At 41.9% G+C, this 24,684-nt stretch carries 21 protein-coding genes; 18 read left to right on the top strand and 3 right to left on the bottom strand.

Annotated elements, in window-relative coordinates; genetic code table 11:
- Positions 1 to 236: 236 nt before the first annotated feature.
- From ilvB to CWM22_11425, 6 genes are all read left to right on the top strand, one after another.
- Complete coding sequence (gene ilvB / locus CWM22_11450) at positions 237 to 1,940, top strand: acetolactate synthase, large subunit, biosynthetic type (protein ID AUC92465.1); 1,704 nt, start codon at positions 237 to 239, stop codon at positions 1,938 to 1,940.
- Entirely contained in the window at positions 1,933 to 2,409 is a 477-nt protein-coding gene (locus CWM22_11445) for an acetolactate synthase small subunit (GenBank protein ID AUC92464.1), read from the top strand. Before ilvB ends, CWM22_11445 begins: the two co-directional genes overlap by 8 nt.
- 140 nt (positions 2,410 to 2,549) lie before the next feature.
- Entirely contained in the window at positions 2,550 to 3,572 is a 1,023-nt protein-coding gene (locus CWM22_11440) for a ketol-acid reductoisomerase (GenBank protein AUC92463.1), read from the top strand.
- 294 nt (positions 3,573 to 3,866) lie between these two features.
- Entirely contained in the window at positions 3,867 to 5,117 is a 1,251-nt protein-coding gene (locus tag CWM22_11435) for a threonine dehydratase (GenBank protein ID AUC92462.1), read from the top strand.
- Between the two features lie 9 nt (positions 5,118 to 5,126).
- The gene (locus CWM22_11430) at positions 5,127 to 6,029 is read left to right on the top strand and encodes an SPFH domain-containing protein (protein ID AUC92461.1); all 903 of its coding nucleotides are present in this window, start codon (positions 5,127 to 5,129) and stop codon (positions 6,027 to 6,029) included.
- Between the two features lie 85 nt (positions 6,030 to 6,114).
- Entirely contained in the window at positions 6,115 to 6,324 is a 210-nt protein-coding gene (locus CWM22_11425) for a hypothetical protein (GenBank protein AUC92460.1), read from the top strand.
- Between the two features lie 127 nt (positions 6,325 to 6,451).
- Here the strand turns inward: CWM22_11425 and CWM22_11420 are convergent, their stop codons facing one another.
- Both CWM22_11420 and CWM22_11415 read right to left on the bottom strand, forming a co-directional pair.
- On the bottom strand, positions 6,452 to 7,195 hold the full coding sequence (locus CWM22_11420; protein AUC92459.1) for an amino acid ABC transporter ATP-binding protein: 744 nt from the start codon (positions 7,193 to 7,195) through the stop codon (positions 6,452 to 6,454).
- On the bottom strand, positions 7,188 to 8,753 hold the full coding sequence (locus tag CWM22_11415; GenBank protein AUC92458.1) for a glutamine ABC transporter substrate-binding protein: 1,566 nt from the start codon (positions 8,751 to 8,753) through the stop codon (positions 7,188 to 7,190). The genes CWM22_11420 and CWM22_11415 overlap by 8 nt, the downstream gene beginning before the upstream one ends.
- 124 nt (positions 8,754 to 8,877) lie before the next feature.
- Between CWM22_11415 and CWM22_11410 the strand changes: the two genes are divergently transcribed.
- The 8 genes from CWM22_11410 to sufB all read left to right on the top strand — a co-directional run bounded on the left by CWM22_11410 (position 8,878) and on the right by sufB (position 17,869).
- Positions 8,878 to 9,714: an undecaprenyl-diphosphate phosphatase gene (locus tag CWM22_11410; protein ID AUC92457.1), complete on the top strand. Its 837-nt coding sequence runs from the start codon at positions 8,878 to 8,880 to the stop codon at positions 9,712 to 9,714.
- Between the two features lie 127 nt (positions 9,715 to 9,841).
- A complete protein-coding gene (locus tag CWM22_11405) occupies positions 9,842 to 10,564 on the top strand; it encodes an adaptor protein MecA (GenBank protein ID AUC92456.1) in 723 nt (240 codons plus the stop codon).
- A complete protein-coding gene (locus CWM22_11400; protein AUC92455.1) occupies positions 10,561 to 11,733 on the top strand; it encodes an undecaprenyl/decaprenyl-phosphate alpha-N-acetylglucosaminyl 1-phosphate transferase in 1,173 nt (390 codons plus the stop codon). Before CWM22_11405 ends, CWM22_11400 begins: the two co-directional genes overlap by 4 nt.
- Positions 11,734 to 12,498: 765 nt before the next feature.
- Positions 12,499 to 13,272, top strand: coding sequence for a Fe-S cluster assembly ATPase SufC (gene sufC / locus CWM22_11395; protein ID AUC92454.1), 774 nt, complete (start codon positions 12,499 to 12,501; stop codon positions 13,270 to 13,272).
- A 16-nt stretch (positions 13,273 to 13,288) separates the two neighbouring features.
- Positions 13,289 to 14,551, top strand: coding sequence for a Fe-S cluster assembly protein SufD (sufD, locus tag CWM22_11390; protein AUC92453.1), 1,263 nt, complete (start codon positions 13,289 to 13,291; stop codon positions 14,549 to 14,551).
- A 4-nt stretch (positions 14,552 to 14,555) separates the two neighbouring features.
- Positions 14,556 to 15,779 (top strand): cysteine desulfurase, encoded by a 1,224-nt coding sequence (locus CWM22_11385; protein AUC92898.1) that lies wholly within the window; start codon positions 14,556 to 14,558, stop codon positions 15,777 to 15,779.
- Positions 15,766 to 16,206 carry an SUF system NifU family Fe-S cluster assembly protein gene (locus tag CWM22_11380; protein ID AUC92452.1) on the top strand — a complete coding sequence of 147 codons (441 nt, stop codon included), beginning with the start codon at positions 15,766 to 15,768 and terminating at the stop codon, positions 16,204 to 16,206. Before CWM22_11385 ends, CWM22_11380 begins: the two co-directional genes overlap by 14 nt.
- A 247-nt stretch (positions 16,207 to 16,453) precedes the next feature.
- The gene (gene sufB, locus CWM22_11375; GenBank protein ID AUC92897.1) at positions 16,454 to 17,869 is read left to right on the top strand and encodes a Fe-S cluster assembly protein SufB; all 1,416 of its coding nucleotides are present in this window, start codon (positions 16,454 to 16,456) and stop codon (positions 17,867 to 17,869) included.
- A 288-nt stretch (positions 17,870 to 18,157) separates the two neighbouring features.
- Here the strand turns inward: sufB and CWM22_11370 are convergent, their stop codons facing one another.
- On the bottom strand, positions 18,158 to 19,399 hold the full coding sequence (locus tag CWM22_11370; protein ID AUC92451.1) for a D-alanyl-D-alanine carboxypeptidase: 1,242 nt from the start codon (positions 19,397 to 19,399) through the stop codon (positions 18,158 to 18,160).
- A 214-nt stretch (positions 19,400 to 19,613) separates the two neighbouring features.
- On the opposite strand from CWM22_11370, the gene CWM22_11365 reads away from it, so the two are divergent.
- From CWM22_11365 to CWM22_11350, 4 genes are all read left to right on the top strand, one after another.
- On the top strand, positions 19,614 to 21,404 hold the full coding sequence (locus CWM22_11365) for an oligopeptide ABC transporter substrate-binding protein (protein ID AUC92450.1): 1,791 nt from the start codon (positions 19,614 to 19,616) through the stop codon (positions 21,402 to 21,404).
- 377 nt (positions 21,405 to 21,781) lie between these two features.
- Entirely contained in the window at positions 21,782 to 22,780 is a 999-nt protein-coding gene (locus CWM22_11360) for an ABC transporter ATP-binding protein (protein ID AUC92449.1), read from the top strand.
- Positions 22,781 to 22,782: 2 nt separating this feature from the next.
- Positions 22,783 to 23,724 carry an ABC transporter ATP-binding protein gene (locus CWM22_11355; GenBank protein AUC92448.1) on the top strand — a complete coding sequence of 314 codons (942 nt, stop codon included), beginning with the start codon at positions 22,783 to 22,785 and terminating at the stop codon, positions 23,722 to 23,724.
- A gap of 1 nt (position 23,725) precedes the next feature.
- Positions 23,726 to 24,682 carry an ABC transporter permease gene (locus tag CWM22_11350; GenBank protein ID AUC92447.1) on the top strand — a complete coding sequence of 319 codons (957 nt, stop codon included), beginning with the start codon at positions 23,726 to 23,728 and terminating at the stop codon, positions 24,680 to 24,682.
- The last annotated feature ends 2 nt before the right edge of the window (positions 24,683 to 24,684 follow it).

Here is a 24,684-nt window from a genome sequence, read left to right as displayed (position 1 = left end):
AGTTTTGCTTAAGAAAATGTTAGGAAATAGTTAAGAGGACCTCTAAAAACTAATTTTCTAAAATTTAAAATGTTGATTTAACAAGGTTTTCGTAACTCCAAATTCGCAATTTTGGGAGTTTTTAGAGGTCCCCTTAAGAAAACGAACAAATGTAGGAATTTTCAGAAAATTTCTTGACATTCTACTTCCTTGTGATAATATAGTAGATAACAAATTTGCAGAGAGGAGGAATATTCGTGCAAGAAATTCAACTAGACCAACCGCGTTCGGGGTCCTATCTCATTTTGGACACCCTGCATCAGCTAGGAGTAGACCTTGTTTTTGGTTATCCTGGTGGGGCAGTTTTGCCTCTATATGATGCTATCTATCAATATGAGGGAATCCAACATATTTTGGCTCGTCATGAACAAGGAGCGGTCCACGAGGCCGAAGGATACGCTAAATCATCAGGAAAGGTGGGCGTAGCCATTGTCACTTCTGGTCCAGGAGCTACCAATGCCATTACTGGAATTGCGGACGCAATGGGTGATAGTGTTCCTCTTTTAGTTTTTACTGGTCAAGTAGCTACACGGGGGATCGGTAAGGATGCCTTTCAAGAGGCCGATGTTTTGGGCATGACCATGCCCATTACGAAATATAATTATCAGATTCGAGATACGGCAGATATTCCTCGTGTGATTACAGAGGCGCTTCATATTGCAACAACTGGTCGTCCAGGTCCGGTTGTCATTGACGTTCCAAAAGATATTCAAGAGAGAGTAGTTGATTTTTATCACGATCCAACTGTTCAACTTCCAAGTTATCAACCGACAGTTGAACCAAATGGTTTGCAGGTTAAGAAAATTTTGAAACAGCTTAGCCAAGCTCAAAAACCAGTTATATTGGCTGGTGGTGGTGTCAATTATGCAGATGCCAATAAAGAATTAGTTGCCTTTGCAGAGCGCTATCGTATTCCAGTAGTTTCAACCCTCCTTGGATTAGGTGCAATGCCCATTGAGCATGAATTATCCTTGGCTATGGGGGGGATGCACGGTTCATACGCTGCCAATATGGCTATGGATCAGGCTGATTACATTATCAATATTGGAGCGCGATTCGATGACCGCCTAACAGGAAATCCAACAACCTATGCGCCAAATGCGACGGTAGCACATATTGATATTGATCCCGCAGAAATTGGTAAAGTTGTCAAAACGGCTATTCCAGTAGTGGGCGATGCTAAGGCAACCTTGAAAGCTCTGCTTGCTTTAGAAACAGTCGAAACAGGCTATGCTGATTGGACGGCACAAGTATTGGAAAACAAACGTCGGGCGCCATTTTGGTATGATGAAGATGAAAAGGTTATTAAGCCACAGGCGGCAATTGAATTAATTGGTCAGTTGACGCAAGGGGATGCCATTGTCGTGACAGATGTTGGTCAGCATCAAATGTGGGCCGCTCAATTCTATCCCTACAAACATGCACGCCAACTTGTAACATCTGGTGGCATGGGAACAATGGGCTTCGGTATTCCTGCGGCTATCGGCGCCAAATTAGCCAATCCAGATAAAGAAGTAATCATCTTTGTCGGTGATGGCGGCTTCCAAATGACCAACCAAGAATTAGCTATTTTGAATGGCTATGGTGTACCGATTAAGGTTGTATTGATCAATAACCACTCTCTTGGAATGGTTCGTCAATGGCAGGAATCCTTCTATGAAAAGCGCCGCAGTCAATCCGTCTTTGATGATGAACCGAATTTCCAATTGTTGGCGGAGGCCTACGGAATTAGTCATTATAGTTTTGACAATCCAGCGACTCTAAGTGAAGATATGAAAGTTATCTTAGAAGATAAACCAATGCTCATAGAGGTTCATATTTCTAATCGTGAACATGTTCAACCGATGGTGCCAGCAGGTAAGAGCAATGCAGAAATGTTGGGGGTGAAGTTCAATGCGTAGAATGTTAACAGCTAAATTGCGAAATTCATCTGGTGTTCTGAATCGTTTTACAGGTGTCCTATCTCGTCGCCAAATCAATATTGAGTCCATCTCCGTCGGCCCAACAGAAGTAGATGGTATCTCACGTGTGACGGTGATTGTAGACGTGGCCAGTCACGATGAGGTCGAACAAATCATCAAACAGCTAAACCGCTTGATTGATGTGGTCCGTGTCCGTGATTTGACGGACATACCCCACTTAGAGCGTGAGGTGATTCTTGTTAAAATTTCAGCTCCGCCAACAAAACGAGCAGAAATTTTAGCGATTATCCAACCCTTTAGAGCAAATGTTGTTGATGTGGCACCGCACTCCATTACCATTCAAATGACAGGTGATGGAGATAAGATTGACGCCCTCCTGCGGGTGATTCAGCCTTATGGCATTAAGAATATCGCAAGAACGGGTGCGACTGGATTTAGTAGAGACTAATCCTTGTCGATACTAAAACCTAACCTGCGTTGACTTGGCTTGATGAAGGTTAGTTCTATCTTCGCCTACATCGCCTAGTCTAGCCTTCATTTTCTTTGAACATCCAAAACTACAAATAAAAATAGAAAAGAGAAAAAATTATGACAGTAACAATGCAATATGAAAAAGATGCAACAGTAGCAGCACTTAACGGTAAACGTATCGCCGTGATCGGTTATGGTTCACAAGGTCATGCCCATGCTCAAAACTTGCGTGATACAGGGCACGATGTCATCATCGGTGTGCGTGCAGGTAAGTCATTTGACAAGGCAAAAGAAGACGGTTTTGAAACTTTTGAAGTAGCAGAAGCAGCAAAACAAGCAGATGTTATCATGATCTTGGCTCCAGACGAAATCCAAGCAGACCTTTACAATGACGAAATCGCTCCAAACTTGGAAGCGGGCAATGCTCTTGGTTTTGCCCATGGTTTCAACGTTCACTTTGAATTTATCAAGGTACCGGCAGATGTGGATGTCTTCATGTGTGCACCAAAAGGTCCAGGTCACTTGGTCCGCCGTACCTTTGAAGAAGGTTTTGGAGTACCAGCCCTCTATGCTGTTTACCAAGATGCAACTGGCAATGCAAAACATATTGCGATGGACTGGGCAAAAGGTGTTGGTTCAGCCCGTGTTGGTCTTTTGGAAACAACTTTCAAAGAAGAGACAGAAGAAGATTTGTTTGGTGAGCAAGCTGTTCTCTGCGGTGGTTTGACAGCCCTTATGCAGGCAGGTTTTGAAGTCTTGACAGAAGCTGGTTATGCACCAGAATTGGCTTATTTCGAAGTTCTCCACGAGATGAAACTCATCGTTGACCTTGTCTACGAAGGTGGCTTCAAGAAAATGCGCCAATCTATCTCAAACACTGCTGAATTTGGTGACTATGTATCAGGACCACGCGTGATTACAGACCAAGTTAAAGAAAACATGAAAGCAGTCCTTGCAGATATTCAATCTGGTAAATTTGCAAATGACTTTGTAAATGACTATAAAGCAGGCCGTCCACGTATGGAAGCTTATCGTAAAGAAGCAGAGAATCTTGAAATCGAAAAAGTAGGTGCAGAACTCCGCAAAGCAATGCCATTTGTCGGACGCAATGATGACGACGCATTCAAAATCTATAATTAAACACTAACATGGTAGATAGGGGGATAGTCAGCTTTACTTTGAGTGATGGCAATACATTTAAGGTTTGAGTTGGCGGATGAGGGGATGTCATTCCCTTTTTCCCTTATCTCCGAAAATGAATAAAAGAGCTGGTTTTTCCAGCTCTTTTGCCCATTTTGTTCATAAATAGATCTTTACAAAATTAAACATTCGTTTTCTGTTGAATAACATGCTAGTAGCTTGAATATAAGTATAAATACTAGGATTTTCTAGGGAATAATGATACAATAAATATAGAAAGAAATTAATGGAACTATGATTACAGCAAAAAATGTAGAACAAGCATACTCCGTTCTTAAGCGCGTGGTAGTACGTACCCCCTTGGATTATAGTCGATACTTGTCGGAAAAATATGGTGCAACTATTTATTTAAAAAGAGAAAATGAACAGCGTGTTCGCTCTTTTAAAATTCGAGGAGCCTATTATGCTATTTCACAATTGACAGATGATGAGAAGTCACGCGGAGTGGTCTGTGCTTCGGCCGGGAACCATGCTCAAGGTGTGGCCTACACCTGTCAGGAAATGCAAATTCCTGCTACGATTTTCATGCCCATTACAACTCCGCAACAAAAAATAGGGCAGGTTAAATTTTTCGGAGGAGACTACGTAGAGATTCGGCTCGTAGGTGATACCTTCGATGAGTCAGCCAAGGCGGCACAAGATTATACTCAGGAAAGTGGGAAAACCTTTATAGACCCATTTGATGATGAAAATGTGCAGGCTGGTCAGGGAACAGTAGCCTATGAAATCTTGGAAGAAGCGGAAGAGCAAACCATTAGTTTTGACCAAATTTTAGTTCCCATAGGAGGAGGTGGTCTGGTTGCAGGCGTTTCGACCTATCTGAAAGAACATGCACCTGAAATTAAGATTGTTGGTGTTGAAGCAAGTGGGGCACGGTCAATGAAAGCGGCTTTTGATAAAGGTCGTCCGGTTAAATTAGACCAAATTGATAAATTTGCTGACGGTATTGCGGTACAGAAAGTTGGTAAGTCGACCTACGAAGTGGCTCGGAAATACATAGATCGGCTGATTGGTGTGGATGAAGGATGGATTTCCGGGACTATTTTAGACCTCTATTCTAAGCTGGGTATTGTTGCTGAGCCAGCAGGAGCAGCAACGATTGCAGCTCTTGAGGTAGTCAAGGACCAAATCAAGGGGCAAACCATTTGTTGTATCATTTCTGGTGGTAATAACGACATCAACAGGATGCCGGAAATGGAGGAACGCGCGCTTATCTACGAGGGAATTAAACACTACTTTGTTGTTAATTTTCCACAACGTCCAGGGGCTCTTCGTGAATTTGTAAATGAAATTCTAGGGCCAAATGATGATATTACTCGTTTTGAATATATCAAACGTGCCAATAAGGGAACAGGACCGGTTCTAATCGGTATTGCCCTAGGAGATAAAAAAGATTATGTGCAGTTTATTTCTCGCTTGGAAGAATTTGATCCCCAGTACATCAATCTTCATGAAAATGATTCGCTTTATAAAATGCTAGTTTAGGAGGTCATTATGGTGCTTGGTCCAATTGTTTTTATTGGTAGTTTCTTGTTCTTTGTACTGATTGCTTTGATTTTGATTGCTTCAGGGCTATACGTTGTTAAGCAGCAGACGGTCGCTATTATTGAGCGCTTTGGGAAATACCAAAAAACATCTACTTCAGGTATAAACTTTAAAATACCATTTGGAGTCGATGTCATCGCAGCCCGCATTCAATTGCGGATGTTGCAAAGTGAAATTGTGGTAGAAACCAAGACGCAGGATAACGTTTTTGTCACAATGAATGTGGCAACTCAATATCGAGTAAATGAAAATAATGTGACGGATGCCTATTACAAGCTCATGCACCCAGAAGCACAGATTAAGTCCTATATTGAAGATGCCCTGCGTTCATCTGTGCCTAAATTGACCCTGGATGAGCTCTTCGAGAAAAAGGATGAGATTGCACTTGAGGTACAAAAACAAGTAGCAGAAGAAATGTCAACCTATGGTTATGTTATTGTCAAAACCTTAATTACCAAGGTAGAGCCAGACGCCGAGGTTAAACAATCTATGAATGAAATTAACGCAGCTCAGCGGAAACGGGTTGCGGCCCAGGAATTGGCAGAAGCTGACAAGATTAAAATTGTCACAGCAGCAGAAGCGGAAGCTGAAAAGGATCGCTTGCATGGTGTAGGTATTGCACAACAACGTAAGGCGATTGTAGACGGACTGGCAGATTCGATTCGTGAACTGAAAGAATCAAATGTTAGCCTATCTGAAGAGCAGATTATGTCTATCTTGCTGACCAACCAATACTTGGATACTCTCAATAATTTTGCACAAGGAGGTAATCAAACTATCTTTCTTCCAGGGAATCCGGAGGGGGTCGAAGACATAAGGACACAAATACTATCATCACTTAGGGCAAAATGATGGTAAAAACCGAACAATTTACTTGACAAAATAGGTTTAACTGTATTATACTTAATTGCACGAATAAAAAGGAAAGGGGTTTCTCATGACAAGTTACGAAAAAGTAGCCGCAGTTGTTGGCTGGGTTCGTGAAAAGAAAATCACAGGTTACCGTATCAGTAAGGAAACAAATGCTCGTGAAATGTCAGTTATCGCTCTTGCACAAGGTCGCGCTAAGATCGACAATATTTCATTTGCAACTGCCTTGGGTTTGATTGATTTTTACGACAAAAACCACAAGAAATTTGAAAACTAATCTAAATGCTTTCATTTAGAGATGTCCAAAAAGGAGGGGAATTCTGCGAATTCCTCTTTTTTTAGTCTAAAAAAACTTACCAGCTTTGAAACTGGTAAGTAATAGTCTCCTATGGAACAGATTGAGTTTATCCAAGAAAACGCTGAAGGAATTCACGTGTGCGTTCTTCTTGTGGATTTTCAAAGATTTGTTGAGGATTGCCTTCTTCGGCGATGACTCCCTTGTCCATAAAGATAACGCGGTCAGATACGTCACGGGCAAATTCCATTTCGTGAGTTACGATAAGCATCGTCAATCCTGATTTTGCCAAATCTTGCATAGTTTTGAGAACTTCCCCAACCATCTCTGGATCGAGAGCAGAAGTCGGCTCATCAAAGAGGATAACTTCTGGGTCAACAGATAGGGCGCGTGCAATGGCCACACGTTGTTTCTGTCCACCAGAGAGTTGACTTGGTTTGGCTTGCCAGTACTGTTCGGTCATGCCAACCTTGTTGAGATTTTCCTTGGCGATGTTCTCTGCCTCAGCTCGATCTCGTTTCAGTACCGTAGTTTGTGCTACAATGGCATTTTCCAATACATTTAGATTGTTGAAAAGGTTGAAGGATTGGAATACCATACCTAGTTTTTCACGGTAAGTCGTCAAATCATATCCTTTAGCCAAAACATCTTGTCCGTGGTATAGAATCTGTCCTTCTGTTGGTGTTTCCAAAAGGTTGATAGATCGGAGGAAGGTTGATTTTCCCGAACCAGATGAACCGATGATTGAGATAACCTCGCCCTTTTCAACGCTAATAGAGATGTCTTTGAGGACTTGATTTTGTCCGTATGATTTCTTTAGATTTTTGATTTCAAGAATTACATTTTTAGTCATGTGGCACCTCGACTTGCATTTGGTTTGCACCTGTTGTGTATGTATCTGTATCAAAATGCTTTTCAACTGCGCGTAAGATACGTGTCACAGTAAAGGTTAGGATGAAGTAGATAATAGCAATAACCGTAAAGGTTTGGAAATATTGATAGGTTTGGGTTGCGACAGTATTTCCTGAGAAATAGAGTTCAACAACTGAGATAACGTTCAATACAGAAGTATCTTTGATATTGATGACAAATTCATTACCAGTCGCTGGTAAGATGTTACGAATAACCTGTGGAAGGACAATCTTCCGCATGGTCTGATTATGGGTAAATCCGAGAGCAGTAGCAGCTTCAAATTGGCCCTTATCGACGGCAAAGATACCACCGCGGACAATCTCACTCATGTAGGCACCTGTGTTGATGGATACAATGAAGATAGCGGCAAGTGTGCGGTCAAGATTGAGTCCGAATGCTTGGGCGGTACCATAGTAAATAACCATGGATTGTACAATCATCGGCGTACCACGGAAAATTTCGATGTAGATATTGATAATCCAACCGAGTACTTTTTGACCAATAGCAAGTGCCTTGTTTGCTGCTTTTGGAGCTGTACGGAAGACACCGATGAGGAGACCGATAGCAGTACCGATAATTGTACCGAGGATGGAAATGAGTAATGTCATCCCAGTTCCACGCAGAAGTTGTTGCCAGTTGTTAACAACAATATTCCAAACTTGGGCGAAGAAACTAGGTGTTTCGCCCTCGCTGGCTTCTTCAACAGGCTGGTTTTCAATCATATCATCCATAAGTGCGATTTGCTCTTCTTCTGAAATAGTTGCTAAGACTTCGTTGACCTGAGCGATACGCTCGTCATCTTTGCGCATACCGACAGCAATGGTCACGTCTTCGGCATTGGTTTCAAAACTGTCTGCCAATTCAACCATTTTGAAAGCTTTATTTGCAGCTTCTGCTGTACGACCTTCTGGACGTTCAGAAACATAAGCGTCTATAATGCCAGATTCTAAAGCTTGACGGATTTGGGAGAAATCTCCCATGGCAGTTTGTTTGTTAGCCCCTTCAATTTGGTTAATCAAATCATAGAGGTAAACCCCTTGCTGGGCAGTGATTTTTGCGCCAGCAAAATCTTCCAAGCTGGTTGCGTTTGCGTACTGACTATCAGAACGAACAACCAGGGTAGGAATTGAAGTGTAGTAGCTATCTGAGAAGGCGATTTCTTTCTTGCGCTCTTCTGTCGGGCTCATACCGGCGATAATCATATCGATTTTACCAGATGTAAGAGCAGGGACCAAGCCTTCCCACTTGGTTTTAACAACCAAGAGTTCTTTGTCCATGGATGCAGCGATTTTTTTTGCAACCTGAACATCATATCCGTTGGCAAATTGATTGGTTCCCTCAATCGGAATGGCACCGTTGCTATCATCTTCTTGGGTCCAGTTAAATGGTGCATAGGCAGCTTCCATACCGACCCGCAGGTATTCGTCTGCCCGAACCCCTGTTGTTACAGAAAAAACAGCGATTAGGGTCAGCAGAATTATACTGAGTTTACGTTTCATAATGTCTCCTTTAAAATGCTATTACACCATTTTATTAAAAATTCTGACAAATTTCAATATCCTTGTACTATGAATAGGGAGTTTTTTATGATATAATATAGAGAATTGAAAAAAGGAGTTTATTATGATTTTGGAATTGTTGAAGGCTATATTTTTAGGAATCATTGAAGGGGTAACGGAATGGTTGCCAGTTTCTTCAACTGGGCATTTAATTTTGGTTCAAGAGTTCGTGAAATTAAACCAAAGTAAGAACTTCCTAGAAATGTTTAATATTGTCATTCAGCTAGGAGCAATTCTAGCAGTTATGACCATTTACTTTAAAAAATTGAATCCATTTCAGCCTGGAAAAACCAAGCGTGATATTCAGTTGACTTGGCAATTATGGGCCAAGGTTGTCATTGCCTGTATTCCGTCCATCCTAATTGCAGTCCCGTTGGATAATTGGTTTGAAGCGCACTTCAATTTTATGGTACCGATTGCGATTGCTTTGATTGTCTACGGTATTGCCTTTATTTGGATTGAGAACCGTAACAGTGGTGTAGAGCCACAGGTGACGGACTTAGCGAAAATGTCTTATAAAACTGCCTTGTTGATTGGGTGTTTCCAGGTCTTAAGCATCGTTCCGGGGACTAGTCGATCAGGTGCGACCATTCTGGGAGCGATTATTTTGGGGACCAGCCGATCTGTGGCGGCAGATTTTACCTTCTTCCTTGGGATTCCAACCATGTTTGGTTATAGTGGCTTGAAGGCTGTTAAATATTTCTTAGATGGCAATAGCCTGAATATGGAGCAGGTATGGATCTTGCTAGTCGCTAGTGTGACGGCTTACTTGGTATCCTTAGTTGTTATTCGTTTCTTGACAGACTTTGTTAAAAAACATGATTTCACGGTTTTTGGTTACTACCGCATCATTTTAGGGGCTATTTTATTGGTTTATGCCTTTATTACATTTTTATTTTAAGAGCAGGGAGACCTGCTTTTCTTTTGTCTTTCGAGCTTGGTTTTAGTATAATGGTGGAAGATATGTATGAGTATTGAAAATGATCAATCAATTTTAAGAAATTGATGAATCAATGAATGAGGTAGTTATGAAAGTAAAGCAAATTAGTGATTCAACCTTGAAAATCACTATAAAATTAGATGATTTGGAAGAGAGAGGAATGGAACTTTCGGACTTTCTCATTCCGCAAGAAAAGACAGAGGAGTTCTTCTATACTGTTTTGGATGAATTGGATTTACCAATGACTTTCCGAGAAAGTGGTATGCTGAGTTTTCGTGTAACTCCGAAGCCAGATCGGGTAGACATCTTTGTTACCAAATCTGATTTGGATCAGAGCTTGAATTTCGATGAATTTACAGATTTTTCGGAACTTGGTGATGTTGCAAGTATGACTCCAGATGAGTTTTTCAAGAGTTTGGAGCAAACCGTTCGTGAGAAAAGTGCACCGGATGCAACAGCCGTTCGTCATTTGGAAGAGGTAGAGCAAGAGGAAGAAGTAGATGAAGAGGAGCAGGAGCGCTATATTTACTATATTTTGGAATTTCCAACGATAGAGGATCTGTTTACTTTTGTTGGTACGGTTGATTATCCAGTAGAAGAATCGGAATTATATAAAATGGATGGTCACTACTACTTGACCGTTCTTATCAATGTAGAAAATCGTTCCAAGCAGTATCCAGGCTACATTCTCTCACGAATGTTGGAATTTACCAATGATACTAAGTTGACCAGACCTGCTTTACAAGAACACGGAACTTTGATGCTTCCGCTTGCGGCAATCGAGGAGCTTAGGAAGGTTCCGACAGTATGATTCCTTTTGCTCTAAAATACATAATGGTCATTATTACAACCATGGTCATATCAGCCATTGCGACTCCCTTGGTTCGTTTTATGTCCCTGAAGGTTGGAGCAGTCGATAATCCCAATGCACGGCGGATAAATAAGGTGCCCATGCCTTCAGCGGGAGGGCTGGCTATCTTTGTGGCATTTACCATTTCTGTCCTATGGTTTTTACCAGGAATTGTTACCCGTGTCAATTACCATGGCACTTACTTGCATTATATCTGGCCCCTGGTCCTAGCATCCAGCATTATCGTTCTTACGGGATTCATTGATGATGTCAAGGAGCTAAAGCCTGCACCTAAAATGTTTGGTATTCTAGCGGCAGCGACGATCATTTGGATTTTTACGGAATTTCGTTTTGATAGCTTTAAGATTCCTTTTGGAGGACCTTTCCTTCAATTTCCTGTCTGGCTCTCTTTTCTATTAACGGTCCTTTGGATTGTTTCTATTACGAATGCAGTCAACTTGATTGATGGTCTGGATGGTCTGGTTTCGGGAGTATCGATTATTTCCCTGACAACGATGGGAATTGTGTCTTATTTCTTTTTGCATGATAGCAATATTTTTTTGACCTTAACCATCTTTGTTTTGGTCGCAGCGATTGTTGGATTTTTACCTTATAACTATAATCCTGCCATCATTTATCTTGGCGATACAGGTGCCCTCTTCATCGGGTTTATGATTGGAGTCTTGTCCCTTCAAGGACTGAAAAATTCGACAGCTGTTGCAGTGGTTACTCCGATGATTATTCTTGGAGTGCCTATTACGGATACTGTAGTAGCCATCATTCGTCGAAAATTGTCTGGGCAAAAAATCTATGAAGCAGATAAGATGCATCTGCATCATCGCTTGCTCTCTCTGGGACTTACTCATCGTGGCACAGTATTGGTGATTTACGCCATCTCTTTCTTATTCTCCCTGACCTCTCTTTTGCTCAATGTTTCGAGTAGAATAGGAGGGGTTCTCCTATTGGTGACCATGGGACTGGGAATTGAGATTCTCTGTGAATTGATTGGCATCTTTGGTATCAATAGAACTCCGTTGCTCAATCTTCTTCGGTTTATTGGTAATAGTAGTTACCGTCAAGAAAAAATCGCAAAGTATAAAAAGTGCTATGAAGAGAAAAAAAGAAAATAAGAATCTTTCTAAACAAGATAAGAGCCGTCAGGCTCTTTTTTTGATATAATATAGTGGATATGGTTAATTAATATTCAATGAAAATCAAAAGTAGCCTAGGAAACGAAGCCGAAGATAGAACTCTGTTACTATCTTATTTCAAGGTAACAGGCTGAAAACCTCCACTGGAGCTTTTCACTCATCAAGGTAAGTTGACAACGGATAATTTTGATTTTCGAAGAGTATAAAATTGTCAGAAAAGACTATTTTATAGATTAACACTCTCTGAAAATCATCATTAACAAGAAAAGAGGCTAGGCTCAAGCCCCGCACCACTTCTCGAAGTTAGCGTCAACATCTCAGAGCAGTAGTGGTTGATTGGGTTTAACAGTCCAGTGGAGTGAGGCTGGGCTCAAGCCCCGCACCGCTTCTCAACGTTAGTGTCAACCTCGCAGCGCAGCAGTGGTTGATTGGCAGATTTGTTCGTGTTTTACACTCCAAATCTGACCTCTACGACTGAGGCGAACAGAGTTCGCTCTATTTCCAACCTCAAAAGGTTCACTGAACCTTTTGAGCTGTGCGGGGGGCGGGAGTGAAACAGTCTGGGAATAGACTGTTTCAGCTCAACAACTTAAAACGAAAAATTGTTGACGAACTCTTCTATGAATGGTCGAGGAATAGTCGAGTTCTTTCTCCACTGTCAAAGTTGAGTCTTATCGGTGTATCTAGTTAGCTTGGTCAGTTAATGTGGTTTTTGAAGAGGACAAAAATGAAAAGGAGCACAGCATGTCAGTATTAGAAATCAAAGACCTTCATGTGGAAATTGAAGGCAAAGAAATCTTGAAGGGTGTGAATTTGACCCTTAAAACAGGTGAAATTGCAGCCATCATGGGACCGAACGGAACAGGGAAATCCACCCTTTCAGCAGCCATCATGGGCAATCCAAGTTATGAAGTTACCCAAGGTGAGATTCTGTTTGACGGTGTCAACATTTTAGAATTAGAAGTCGATGAACGTGCCCGTATGGGACTCTTCTTGGCGATGCAATACCCGTCAGAAATTCCAGGGATTACTAATGCGGAATTTCTTCGTGCCGCTATGAACGCTGGTAAGGAAGACGAAGACAAGATTTCTGTTCGTGATTTCATTACTAAGTTGGATGAAAAAATGGAACTCCTCAACATGAAAGAGGAAATGGCAGAGCGCTACCTCAACGAAGGTTTCTCTGGTGGTGAGAAAAAACGCAATGAAATTCTGCAATTACTCATGTTGGAACCGACTTTTGCCCTTCTTGATGAGATTGACTCAGGTTTGGACATTGATGCCCTTAAAGTCGTGTCAAAAGGAATCAATGCTATGCGTGGTGAAGGCTTTGGTGCCATGATTATTACTCACTACCAACGCCTGCTCAACTACATCACACCAGATGTAGTCCATGTCATGATGGAAGGCCGTGTCGTGCTTTCAGGCGGACCAGAATTGGCGCAACGTTTGGAAAAAGAAGGATATGTCCAAGTCGCAGCTGAGCTTGGCATCGACTACAAAGAAGATGACATTTAAGTCTTTGGAGGAAGTTATGACCAAAGAAAAGATTCAAGAATTTTCAGCCTTGCAGGCAGATCCAAGCTGGTTGACAGACCTGCGTCTTAAGGCTTTTGACAAAATAGCAGAGCTGGACTTGCCGGTTATTGAGCGGGTCAAATTTCACCGTTGGAACCTTGGTGACGGAAGCCTAGCCACAAATGATGAAATCGGGGCTGTTCCAGATTTTACAGCTATCGGTGACAATCCTATGTTGGTTCAAGTTGGCAGCCAAACGGTTCTAGAACAGTTGCCGGTTGACCTTGTAGAGAAAGGTGTAGTCTTTACAGACTTTGCCTCAGCCATGGATGTCATTCCAGATGTCATTGAAAAATACCTCGGTGCTGCCGTAGCCTACGATGAACACAAATTAGCAGCCTACAACACAGCCTATTTTAACGCAACAGCTGTCCTCTACGTGCCAGATAATGTTGAAATCGACCAGCCAGTTGAAGCTCTTTTCTACCAAGACAGCACTAGTTCAGTCGCTTTTAACAAACGTGTCCTCATCATCGCTGGAAAAAATACCAAGCTTAATTATCTAGAACGCTTTGAAAGTCTGGGCGACGGCGCAGCAACAACTTCAGCCAATATTGTCGTGGAAGCAATCGCCCTTGCTGGTAGCCAAATCAAGTTTGCGGCTATTGACCGCCTTGGTAAGCATTTGGATACCTACCTCAATCGTCGCGGATATCTCGGAAATGATGCAACGATTGACTGGGCCATTGGTCTGCTCAACGAAGGAAATATCATTGCGGACTTAGACAGCGAATTAAAAGGAAACGGCAGCCATGCCAACCTCAAAGTTGTCGGACTGTCATCAGGTCGTCAGGTCCAAGGTGTGGATACGCGGGTGACCAACTACGGTCATAATTCTGTAGGTCACATCCTGCAACATGGGGTTATCTTAGAAAGTGGAACCTTGACCTTCAATGGCATCGGACACATTGTCCGCGGTGCTAAAGGTGCGGATGCCCAGCAGGAAAGCCGTGTCCTCATGCTGTCTGACAAGGCTCGCTCCGATGCTAACCCAATTCTCCTTATCGATGAGAATGAGGTCACAGCTGGACACGCAGCCTCAATCGGTCAGGTAGATCCAGAAGATATGTACTACCTTATGAGTCGTGGTCTGGACCGAGCAACAGCTGAACGCTTGGTTGTTCGCGGTTTCCTTGGTGCAGTCATTACAGAAATTCCTGTCAAGGAAGTTCGTGACCAACTGATTGCCGTCATTGAAGAAAAATTAGTAAAGAGATAAGATGATTGATTTTGAACGCATTCGCAAGGATTTTTCAATCCTAGACCAAGTTGTTAACGATGAGCCGCTGGTCTATTTGGACAATGCGGCGACCACTCAAAAACCGCAGCAGGTATTAGATGTGCTGGCGGATTATTACCAGAAGGACAATGCCAATGTTCACCGTGGCGTTCACACCCTTTCGGAACGGGCAACGGCTCGCTACGAGGCGGCTCGGCAGAAGGTGGCTGATTTTATCCAGGCCAAGTCTAGCAAGGAAATTCTCTTTACCAGAGGAACGACCACTAGTCTTAACTGGGTGGCTCAGTTTGCCAGAGAAATTCTCCAGCCAGACCAGGAAGTGATTATCTCGGTCCAAGAGCACCACTCCAATATCATCCCTTGGCAGCAAGCCTGTCAGCAAACAGGTGCTAAGCTCCGCTATGTGCCCTTAAAAGACGGCGAGCTAGACATGGACCACCTGCGGTCGCTACTATCTTCTAAGACCAAGTTTGTCTCCCTAGCACACGTATCCAATGTCCTGGGCAGTGTGGCTCCTATCGGAGAAATAGCAGAGCTGGTGCATCAAGTCGGTGCCTACTTGGTGGTGGACGGAGCCCAGTCAGTTCCCCACATGGCCGTCAACGTGCAAGAATTAGACGTGGATTTCTATGCCTTTTCAGGTCATAAGATGTTAGGTCCGACAGGAATCGGCGTTCTTTATGGTAAGGAAGAGTTGCTCAATCGCATGTCGCCTGTTGAATTCGGCGGTGAAATGATTGACTTTGTCTATGAGCAGTCAGCCACTTGGAAGGAATTACCTTGGAAGTTTGAAGCAGGAACGCCCAATATTGCCGGTGCCATTGGTCTAGGAGCAGCCATTGATTACCTGACCGAAATTGGTATGGTTGCTATCCAGGCCCACGAGGCAGAACTGGTTGACTATGTCTTTCCAAAATTGCAGGCTATTCCAGGTTTGACCATTTATGGCAGTCAGGACCTGTCCAAGCGGACGGGGGTTATCGCCTTTAACTTGGACGACTTGCATCCACACGATGTGGCAACTGCTCTGGACTATGAAGGGGTTGCGGTGCGGGCGGGCCACCATTGTGCCCAACCGCTTCTTAGATATTTGCAGGTGCCTGCTACTGTACGAGCAAGTTTTTACATCTACAATACCAAGGCTGACTGTGATAAGTTGGTCGAGGCAATTATCAAGACAAAGGAGTTTTTCAATGGCCCTATCTAGATTAGATTCTCTTTATATGGCAGTTGTGTCTGAACACTCTAAGTCACCTCGTCATCGTGGGAGCTTGGACGGAGTGGAAAAGTTGGAACTCCACAACCCAACCTGCGGCGATGTGATTGAACTATCAGTCAAGATTGAAAAAGATGTGATTACCGATATTGCTTTTGACGGCGTTGGGTGTACCATTTCAACCGCATCAGCTTCTATGATGACTGAAGCAGTGCTTGGCAAAGAAATTAGTCAGATTCAAGAGCTGGCGGAAATCTTCTCACAAATGGTCCAAGGCCAAGAAGACACACGCCAGAAGGAACTGGGAGATGCCTCTCTCCTCGCAGGTGTCGCCAAATTCCCCCAACGAATCAAATGTGCCACATTACCGTGGAATGCCCTGAAGAAAGCACTGGAACATAGTGAGAGTGCTAACTGAGCATCAATATAGTCATTTAGTTTTTCTTTTATTACTTCGTTAACTCGTTTTGCCGTACTCCAGTACTGTCTGCAGCTCGTTGCCTAGTACTAAAAGTAAACTAAAAGACTATAAATAAACAAAAAATGAAAATCATACAGAAAGGATTGTTCAGTTTCTGATTGGAAATGAAATTGAACAGGCCCAGCAAGTATTTAAGAGAGCGTAACTGCTATTTTCATACTTTTTGGGCCATGTATCTTATATTATGTCAGAAGAAAGAATTGAACCAACCCCGATTGACCTTGGGGAATACAAATTCGGTTTCCATGACGAGAACGTGGAACTGGTAGCTTCAACTGGTAAGGGCTTGAGCGAAGAAGTGATTCGTGAAATGTCCCGTATCAAAGGCGAGCCTGAATGGATGTTGGAATTCCGTTTGAAATCCTACCAAACTTTCAAGAAAATGCCGATGCAGACTTGGGGAGCCGACTTGTCTGAGCTGGATTTTGATGACATTGTTTACTATCAAAAACCGTCGGATAAGCCAGCACGTAGCTGGGATGATGTACCGGACAAAATCAAGGAAACCTTTGAACGCATCGGGATTCCAGAAGCTGAGCGTGCTTACCTGGCAGGAGCTTCTGCCCAGTACGAATCAGAAGTGGTCTACCACAATATGAAGGAAGAGTACGACAAGCACGGTATCATCTTTACTGATACCGATACAGCCCTTAAGGAACATCCAGAACTCTTCAAAAAATACTTTGGAAAACTTGTTCCGCCGTCAGATAATAAACTAGCTGCCCTCAACTCAGCGGTTTGGTCAGGTGGTACCTTCATCTATGTACCAAAAGGTGTCAAGCTGGATATTCCACTGCAAACCTATTTCCGAATCAACAATGAGGGGACAGGTCAGTTTGAACGCACCCTCATCATCGTGGATGAAGGAGCAAGTGTCCACTATGTAGAAGGCTGTACCGCTCCGACTTACTCAACGGCCAGCCTCCACGCTGCTATTGTGGAAATCATCGCCCACGAAGGTGCCTATATGCGTTACACGACCATTCAAAACTGGTCTGACAACGTTTATAACTTGGTAACCAAACGTGCCCGTGCTGAGAAAAATGCCACCGTTGAGTGGATTGACGGCAACCTTGGTGCTAAGGCGACCATGAAATACCCTGCGGTTTATCTAGAAGGTGAAGGGGCTCGTGGTACCATGTTGTCCATTGCCTTTGCTAATAAGGGGCAGGTCCAAGATACCGGTGCTAAGATGATTCACAATGCACCGCGTACTTCATCTTCTATCGTGTCTAAATCCATTGCCCGTGGTGGTGGAGAAGTCAACTACCGTGGTCAAGTAACTTTTGCCAAAAACTCAGCCAAGTCCATCAGCCACATTGAATGTGATACCATTATCATGGATGATATTTCCAAATCAGATACCATTCCATTTAATGAAATCCATAACTCACAAGTGGCCCTCGAACACGAAGCAAAAGTATCAAAAATCTCAGAAGAACAGCTCTATTACCTCATGAGCCGTGGCCTATCCGAATCAGAAGCCACAGAGATGATTGTCATGGGCTTTGTCGAACCATTCACAAAAGAACTCCCAATGGAATACGCAGTCGAACTCAACAGACTGATTGCCTATGAAATGGAGGGGAGCGTGGGTTAAGGCAACAATTCGGGGAATTGTTGCCTTCCACGCTCGTTGTTTTCTGTAAGAAAACGATATGTAGCTAGGAGTTTCGTAGAAACTCTCTCCAACCGACGTTGGAAATAGGGAGCGACGGCAGTCGCTCTTCTTTGTAATCATATAAAAATTCTATACCTTCCACGCTCGTCATTTTCTGTCGGGAACTCTCTCCAACTCACTCTCCATCCGAGGTAGTAGATAAGGAATAGCGGATGTCACTCTGCTATAAAAAATAGTATGTCGAAAATCGTTCGACATACTATTTTTTTATAATTTTTCATTAACATAGCGGACAAATTGATTCCACCAAGAGAATGGCCAGGATGCTTCTTTCATATCGCTAGGGATAATCATATCGACACTGGCTTGCTCAGAAATATAACCTTTTCCTATGAGATCTTGATCTTTCAGTTGCAGTTTGCCAACCAAGGTCCCTGCTTTGAGGGGAGCATCAATTTCTTTTATATCCGTTGTGAAAGTTGCGGTGGGGACATTATCAGTTTGATTTCGTTGAACAACAGTTAAATCTGCTGCCGCAACAACAGGACTTGTTTCTTTTTCACCATTGAAAACCTTTATCTTACTATCTTCAAAAGCTTCACCTTTTTTTACTAGCGTAACAAGCGAAAAGTTAGAATAAACATAGTTCATCAAATCATTTGTCGCGACAAAACGATTTTCTGGAGAGGTCAGCCCATCAGTGGCATTCAATACTACTGTGATGATGCGCATACCAGCTTGTTGAGTTGTTGCAAGAAAACTTGAACCTGCTGAGTTTGAGGTCCCTGTTTTTAAGCCGTCAACCCCTCCACGAGCGTGAGTACCATCGCTTAGCATTTGGTTGGTGCTATAGTAAGTGTAGCCACCAAAATCGTAGGCGTTTAGCGAGGTAATGTCGAGTACCTGAGGATAGTCGAGTATTAATCGTCTTGCAATGATAGTAACATCTAGGGCTGAAAACATATTTACATCTTCAGGACTGGAGCCTGGATAAATATTTTCACCCAAGTCGGTATTGTCTAGTCCAGATACATTGACAATCTTTGCGTCGGTAATTCCCCATTCTTGGACTTTTGCTTTCATTCGATCTACGAATGCAGCTTCGCTACCGGCTATTTTTTCTGCCAGAGCAATAATAGCACTATTGGATGATGTGATTAAAGAAGCGTTTAATAGGTCTCTTACTGAATAGGACCGTGCATCCAGGTTTACATTACTTAATTCTGTATTAGAAGTGAGGCTATAGGGATAATCAGAAATGTCTACCATAGTATCTAAAGTGATTTCACCCTTTGCCAGTGCTTCGTAGACCAGGTAAATGCTCAATGTCTTACTGATAGAAGCAATGCTTGCTTTGGTTTCGGCATCTTGCTCATACAAGATTTTGCCGCTACTTACTTCAACTGCGATAGCATGCTTAGCTGCAACAGAAAAATCTTCTGCCAAAATAGGTGTGGAAGTGAAAAAAAGAGCAATAACTGTAGTGAGTGTTAGTAAAAATTTACGCATAATCATTCCTTTGGCTGTTATTTTATTCTATTATATCACAAGAAATGTGAGAAAAATTTGGAAAAAATATGTAAAAAATAAGAAAATGCTGAAAAATTATGTTTTTACAAAATTTTCTGACAAAAAAGACTTTATTTAAGAAAATTTTATGATATAATTATTTTTATAAGACATAGTAATCAGTGTCAAAGAAAAAGAAAAACAGAGGTGTTTTATGAAAAAGACAACAAAACTCTTTGCTTTAGCAGGAATTTCTCTGCTGTCGACAGCAGTTCTTGCTGCTTGTGGTTCAAAACAATCAGGTGCAGCAAAACAGGAATTGTCATTCCCATCTGAAGTAAAACAAGATGGAACAGCAGTCGCAGATGCTCAATTGAAATATGCATTTGTTTCAGCTACAACTTCATCAGGTCTCTTGATTGACGAGTTGACTGAAAACACAACTGACTCAACATTTGGTGGAATGGTTGATATTTCAATGTTTGGTTACGATGGAGATCGTAAGTTAGATGATTCTGGTCTTGCTAAAGCTGAATTTGATGTAAAAGGTAAGAAAATCACTGTTAGTTTGACAGGTAAAGATTACAAGTGGTCAGATGGTGAGCCATTTACAATCAATGACTACATCTTTACTATCAAGTCAATGGCAAGCAAAGACTATACAGGTGTTCGTTTTGACGATAAATTCTTGAACATTGTGGGTATGGATGAATTTGTTGCTGGAACAGCTTCAGATATCTCAGGTCTTAAGAAAATTGATGACTACACAGTAGAATTGACTGTAAAAGAAATGTCACCTTCTATGATGTATGCCGGTGGTGATGTACCTGCCTATATCCAACCAGAACATATCTATAAAGACATCCCTGTTGCAGATTGGGAAAAGAGCGAGTACTCACGTACAGCTAAACTTGTTGGTATGGGACCTTGGAAAATCAAGGAAATCGTAAACGGTGAGTCTATCACTTATGTACCAAACGAATACTTCTTCAAAGGTACAACGCCAAAAACAAGCTCATTGAAGATTGACATCGTATCTCCAGATACTATTGTTTCTGAAATGAAAGCTGGTAACTATGACATCGCAGATATGCCTGTTGACCAGTTGGATTCATACAAGGATGCTTCTAACTTGAATATCGTTGGTTCTTTGGACTCAGCTTATGAATACATTTCATTTAATTTTGGTAAATATGACGAGTCTGCTAAGAAAAACGTCATGGATGAAAATGCTAAGATGAATGATGTGAAACTTCGTCAAGCAATTGCCTATGCGATTGATACTAAGACAGCTGGTGAGTCATTGTACAATGGTCTTTACCACCCTGCAAACTCATTGATTATCTCATTCTTCGGCGATATTCATGATTCAGAGTTGGAAGGCTATTCATACGATCCTGAAAAAGCGAAAAAACTCTTGGAAGAAGCTGGCTACAAAGACGTAGATGGCGATGGTATCCGTGAAGGCAAAGACGGTAAGGAATTCAAGATTACCTTTGCTGCTCGTAAACGTACGGAAGCTAACGAAGCGCTCGTACAACAATACATTGCTTGGTGGAAAGAAGTTGGCTTGAATGTCGAACTTTACACAGGACGTACAGTTGAAGGTAAGTCGTTCTATAACTCAGTTCAGGCTAATGATGCTGCTATTGATATGTATGCTGGTGGATGGTCAACAGGTTACGATCCAAACCCAACAGGACTTTGGGGTCCAATCGCAGCCTTCAACATGTCACGTTTCGTGTCTGATGAAAATACTAAGTTGTTGAATGCAATCAGCTCAACAGAATCATTTGACGATAAGAAAAATGTTGAGAACTATAAGGCTTGGCAAAAATATGCTCACGAGCAAGCATTTGCTATTCCAACATTTGAATCTGAGTCAATCACAGCACTTAACAAACGTGTGAAAAACTATGATTCTAACTATGGTTCAGCTTCAGAAAAAGGTATCGCTTTTGAAAATATCGAACTTACAGCTGATAAAGGTGTAGCGGCAGAATAGTTTTATAAAGAAGATAATAGAATCTGAAAAAGCCAACTTGCTTGGCTTTTTTCAGATTGCTATTGGAATTTTCTGATAATTATGGTATAGTAGACTCAGTACACAAAAAATGAGTCACTACTAACAAAAACTCAAGATGGATCACATTAACCTACTCAATTTCTAATTGAGTCAGTAATAGGGATGGTCTTGATTTATGATTGGATATAGTACTTTTTTTACTTCTGGGTAACCGCTATCAAATGATAATTGATAGAAATATGTTATTCTAGAGTAGTTATATAAAGTCAGTTAATCAAACATTATATGAACTTGATAATCATAAGGATATTGAATTGATTGAGCTTGATTAGCTGGCACATAAAGGAGGAAAAAGCGTGGCTACCGAAAAACCGCTTTTAGACATTAAAGATTTACACGTCGGTTTCCGTATTGGAGATGATTATTTTGACGCTGTTGACGGTGTTGACATCTCATTGCAAAAAAATGAAATTTTGGCAATTGTAGGGGAATCTGGTTGTGGTAAATCAACTTTGGCAACGACCATTATGGGCTTGCATAACCCTTTGAATACCAAAATCACAGGAAGCATCCAGTACAATGATATGGAATTGATTGGTATGGATGAAGCTAAGTACAATACGGTACGTGGTAATGATATTGGTATGATTTTCCAAGATCCCTTGGCTTCTCTGAATCCATTGATGACGATTGGTGCACAGATTGATGAGGCGCTGTTCTATCACACTGATTTGGATGCCAATGCTCGTACAGAGCGAGTTTTGGAACTCTTGGCTCAGGTAGGTATTCCAAATCCTAAGCGGACATTTAAACAGTATCCACATGAGCTTTCAGGTGGTATGCGTCAGCGTATCATTATTGCGATGGCCTTGTCTTGTAAACCCCCAATTATTATTGCGGACGAACCGACAACAGCCTTGGATGTTACAATTCAAGCACAAATCTTGGATCTCTTAAATGATATTCAAGCGGAGACAGGTTCGGGTATTATTTTGATTACCCATGACTTGGGAGTAGTTGCAGAGACTGCTGATCGTGTGGCTGTCATGTACGGTGGTCAGTTTGTTGAAGTGGCACCAGTAGAAGAGCTCTTTACCAATCCAAAACATCCATATACACGTTCGCTCTTGAAGTCAAATCCTCAATCAGGTAGCGAAGGAGGCGATCTTCATGTTATTGAAGGTATTGTGCCACCGATTACAAAAATGGTTCGTAAAGGTTGCCGTTTTGCTCCGCGTATTCCGTGGATTGGAGCAGAGGCTCATGAAGAGAATCCGAGCATGCACGAGGTAGGTCCAAATCACTTTGTTCGTTGTACCTGCCATGAGACATTCTATTTTGAAGGGGAGGCCTAATAGTGGGATTTATTGAAGTAAAAGATTTAAAAGTCCATTATCCAATTCGTAGTGGCTTCTTTAACCGTGTGACGGATCATGTCTATGCTGTCGATGGCGTTAATATTGAGTTTGAAGAAGGAAAAACCTATGGTTTGGTAGGTGAGTCAGGTTCTGGGAAATCAACCATTGGTAAGGCAATTATCGGTTTAGAGCGTGCCACTTCTGGTCAGATTATCTATGAAGGACAAGATGTAACCAACAAATCACGTGGTAAAAAAGGAAACTTTAATCGTGATGTTCAAATGATTTTCCAAGATTCTCTTTCAAGTTTTAACCCGAAAAAACGTATTTTGGACATCATTGCAGAACCAATCCGTAACTTTGACCGTTTATCTCCAGATGAAGAAAAGAAAAAAGTTCTTCAACTCTTGGATACAATCGGTCTAAATGAAGAAGCTCTGATTAAATATCCTCACGAATTCTCAGGTGGTCAACGCCAACGTATCGGTGTTGCTCGTGCCTTGGCTAGTAATCCTCGTTTGATTATTGCAGATGAGCCGGTTTCTGCCTTGGATTTGTCTGTGCAGGCACAGGTCTTGAATTATATGAAACGTATCCAAGATGAGTTTAAGCTCAGCTATCTCTTTATTTCCCATGACCTCGGTGTTGTGCAACACATGTGTGATGAATTGTTCATCATGTATCGCGGACGTTTCGTAGAAACAGGAAATAAGAACGATATTTATAATAATCCACAACACATTTATACTAAACGTTTGTTGTCAGCTATTCCAACGATTGACCCACTCAATCGATTGAAGAATAAAGAAAAGCGTTTGGCTGCTGAAAAAGAATATCAAGAAATGCAAGGTCAATACTATGATGAAAACGGTCGTGTGTACGATTTGAGATCCTTCTCAGAAACTCATCAAGTAGCCCTTCCAGAAGGAGGTCAGAACTAAGATGTGGAAAACAGTATTACGTCGTTTACTCATGATGATTCCGCAGATTATTATTTTGAGTGTCATTGCGTTCTTTGTTGCGAAGATGATGCCGGGGGATCCCTTTACAGGATTGATTGACCCCAATATTGATCCAGCAATCATTGAACAAAAACGGATTGCGGCAGGTTATTATGACCCAATCCCTGTTCAGTATTTCCGTTGGGTAGGCAATCTTTTGCAAGGAGATTTTGGTCAGAGTGTTATTTTTAAACAACCAGTTGTTGATGTTATCATGCAACGTTTAAACAACACTATTTGGTTGTCTTTATTGACGATGGTGTTGACTTATTTGATTGCCCTTCCATTGGGGATGATTGCAGGTCGTTACCAAAACTCGCTTGCAGATAAAATCATTGGCGTGTATAACTTTTTGACATTTTCAACTCCAACTTTCGTTTTTGCTATCCTTATGCTTTGGATGTTTGGCTTTAGTTTGGGTTGGTTCCCAACACGTGGGTCGATTGACGGTGGTGTAGAAGGATTTGCAGCCATTCTCAGTCGCTTACACCATATGATTCTGCCAGCGATTACAATGGCAATTTTGTCAACAACAGTAACTATTCAATATCTTCGTACGGGGATTATCGATGCGAAGAGCCAGGACTATGTTCGTACAGCTCGTGCCAAAGGTGTTCCTGAGAGAGTTGTTTATAACCGTCATATCTTCCGGAATTCTATCTTGCCAATTGCATCTTTCTTGGGCTATGAATTGACAGGATTGATTGGTGGTTCTATCTTCATTGAAAATATTTTCACTTATCCAGGTATCGGTCAGTTATTCTATAACTCTATTTCTAGTCGTGACTATAGTGTCATCTTGGCTTTGTTGTTGATATTTGGTATGGGTACCTTGTTGGGGACATTGATTTCAGATATTATCATGAGTATCGTGGATCCACGTATCCGTGTGAAATAGAA

It is taken from the genome of Streptococcus suis, assembly GCA_002831545.1.
GTDB lineage: Bacteria > Bacillota > Bacilli > Lactobacillales > Streptococcaceae > Streptococcus > Streptococcus suis_P.
The sequence above is the reverse complement of the archived record's forward strand: the minus strand, read 5'-3'. Positions and strand labels throughout refer to the sequence as shown.

What these genes read in the sequence shown, in the direction of transcription:
- CWM22_11445 (AUC92464.1), top strand. Translation starts at nt 1,933, where the DNA reads ATGCGTAGAATGTTAACAGCTAAATTGCGAAATTCATCTGGTGTTCTG.
- CWM22_11440 (AUC92463.1), top strand. Translation starts at nt 2,550, where the DNA reads ATGACAGTAACAATGCAATATGAAAAAGATGCAACAGTAGCAGCACTT.
- CWM22_11435 (AUC92462.1), top strand. Translation starts at nt 3,867, where the DNA reads ATGATTACAGCAAAAAATGTAGAACAAGCATACTCCGTTCTTAAGCGC.
- CWM22_11430 (AUC92461.1), top strand. Translation starts at nt 5,127, where the DNA reads ATGGTGCTTGGTCCAATTGTTTTTATTGGTAGTTTCTTGTTCTTTGTA.
- CWM22_11425 (AUC92460.1), top strand. Translation starts at nt 6,115, where the DNA reads ATGACAAGTTACGAAAAAGTAGCCGCAGTTGTTGGCTGGGTTCGTGAA.
- CWM22_11420 (AUC92459.1), bottom strand. Translation starts at nt 7,195, where the DNA reads ATGACTAAAAATGTAATTCTTGAAATCAAAAATCTAAAGAAATCATAC.
- CWM22_11415 (AUC92458.1), bottom strand. Translation starts at nt 8,753, where the DNA reads ATGAAACGTAAACTCAGTATAATTCTGCTGACCCTAATCGCTGTTTTT.
- CWM22_11410 (AUC92457.1), top strand. Translation starts at nt 8,878, where the DNA reads ATGATTTTGGAATTGTTGAAGGCTATATTTTTAGGAATCATTGAAGGG.
- CWM22_11405 (AUC92456.1), top strand. Translation starts at nt 9,842, where the DNA reads ATGAAAGTAAAGCAAATTAGTGATTCAACCTTGAAAATCACTATAAAA.
- CWM22_11400 (AUC92455.1), top strand. Translation starts at nt 10,561, where the DNA reads ATGATTCCTTTTGCTCTAAAATACATAATGGTCATTATTACAACCATG.
- sufC (AUC92454.1), top strand. Translation starts at nt 12,499, where the DNA reads ATGTCAGTATTAGAAATCAAAGACCTTCATGTGGAAATTGAAGGCAAA.
- sufD (AUC92453.1), top strand. Translation starts at nt 13,289, where the DNA reads ATGACCAAAGAAAAGATTCAAGAATTTTCAGCCTTGCAGGCAGATCCA.
- CWM22_11380 (AUC92452.1), top strand. Translation starts at nt 15,766, where the DNA reads ATGGCCCTATCTAGATTAGATTCTCTTTATATGGCAGTTGTGTCTGAA.
- sufB (AUC92897.1), top strand. Translation starts at nt 16,454, where the DNA reads ATGTCAGAAGAAAGAATTGAACCAACCCCGATTGACCTTGGGGAATAC.
- CWM22_11370 (AUC92451.1), bottom strand. Translation starts at nt 19,399, where the DNA reads ATGCGTAAATTTTTACTAACACTCACTACAGTTATTGCTCTTTTTTTC.
- CWM22_11365 (AUC92450.1), top strand. Translation starts at nt 19,614, where the DNA reads ATGAAAAAGACAACAAAACTCTTTGCTTTAGCAGGAATTTCTCTGCTG.
- CWM22_11350 (AUC92447.1), top strand. Translation starts at nt 23,726, where the DNA reads ATGTGGAAAACAGTATTACGTCGTTTACTCATGATGATTCCGCAGATT.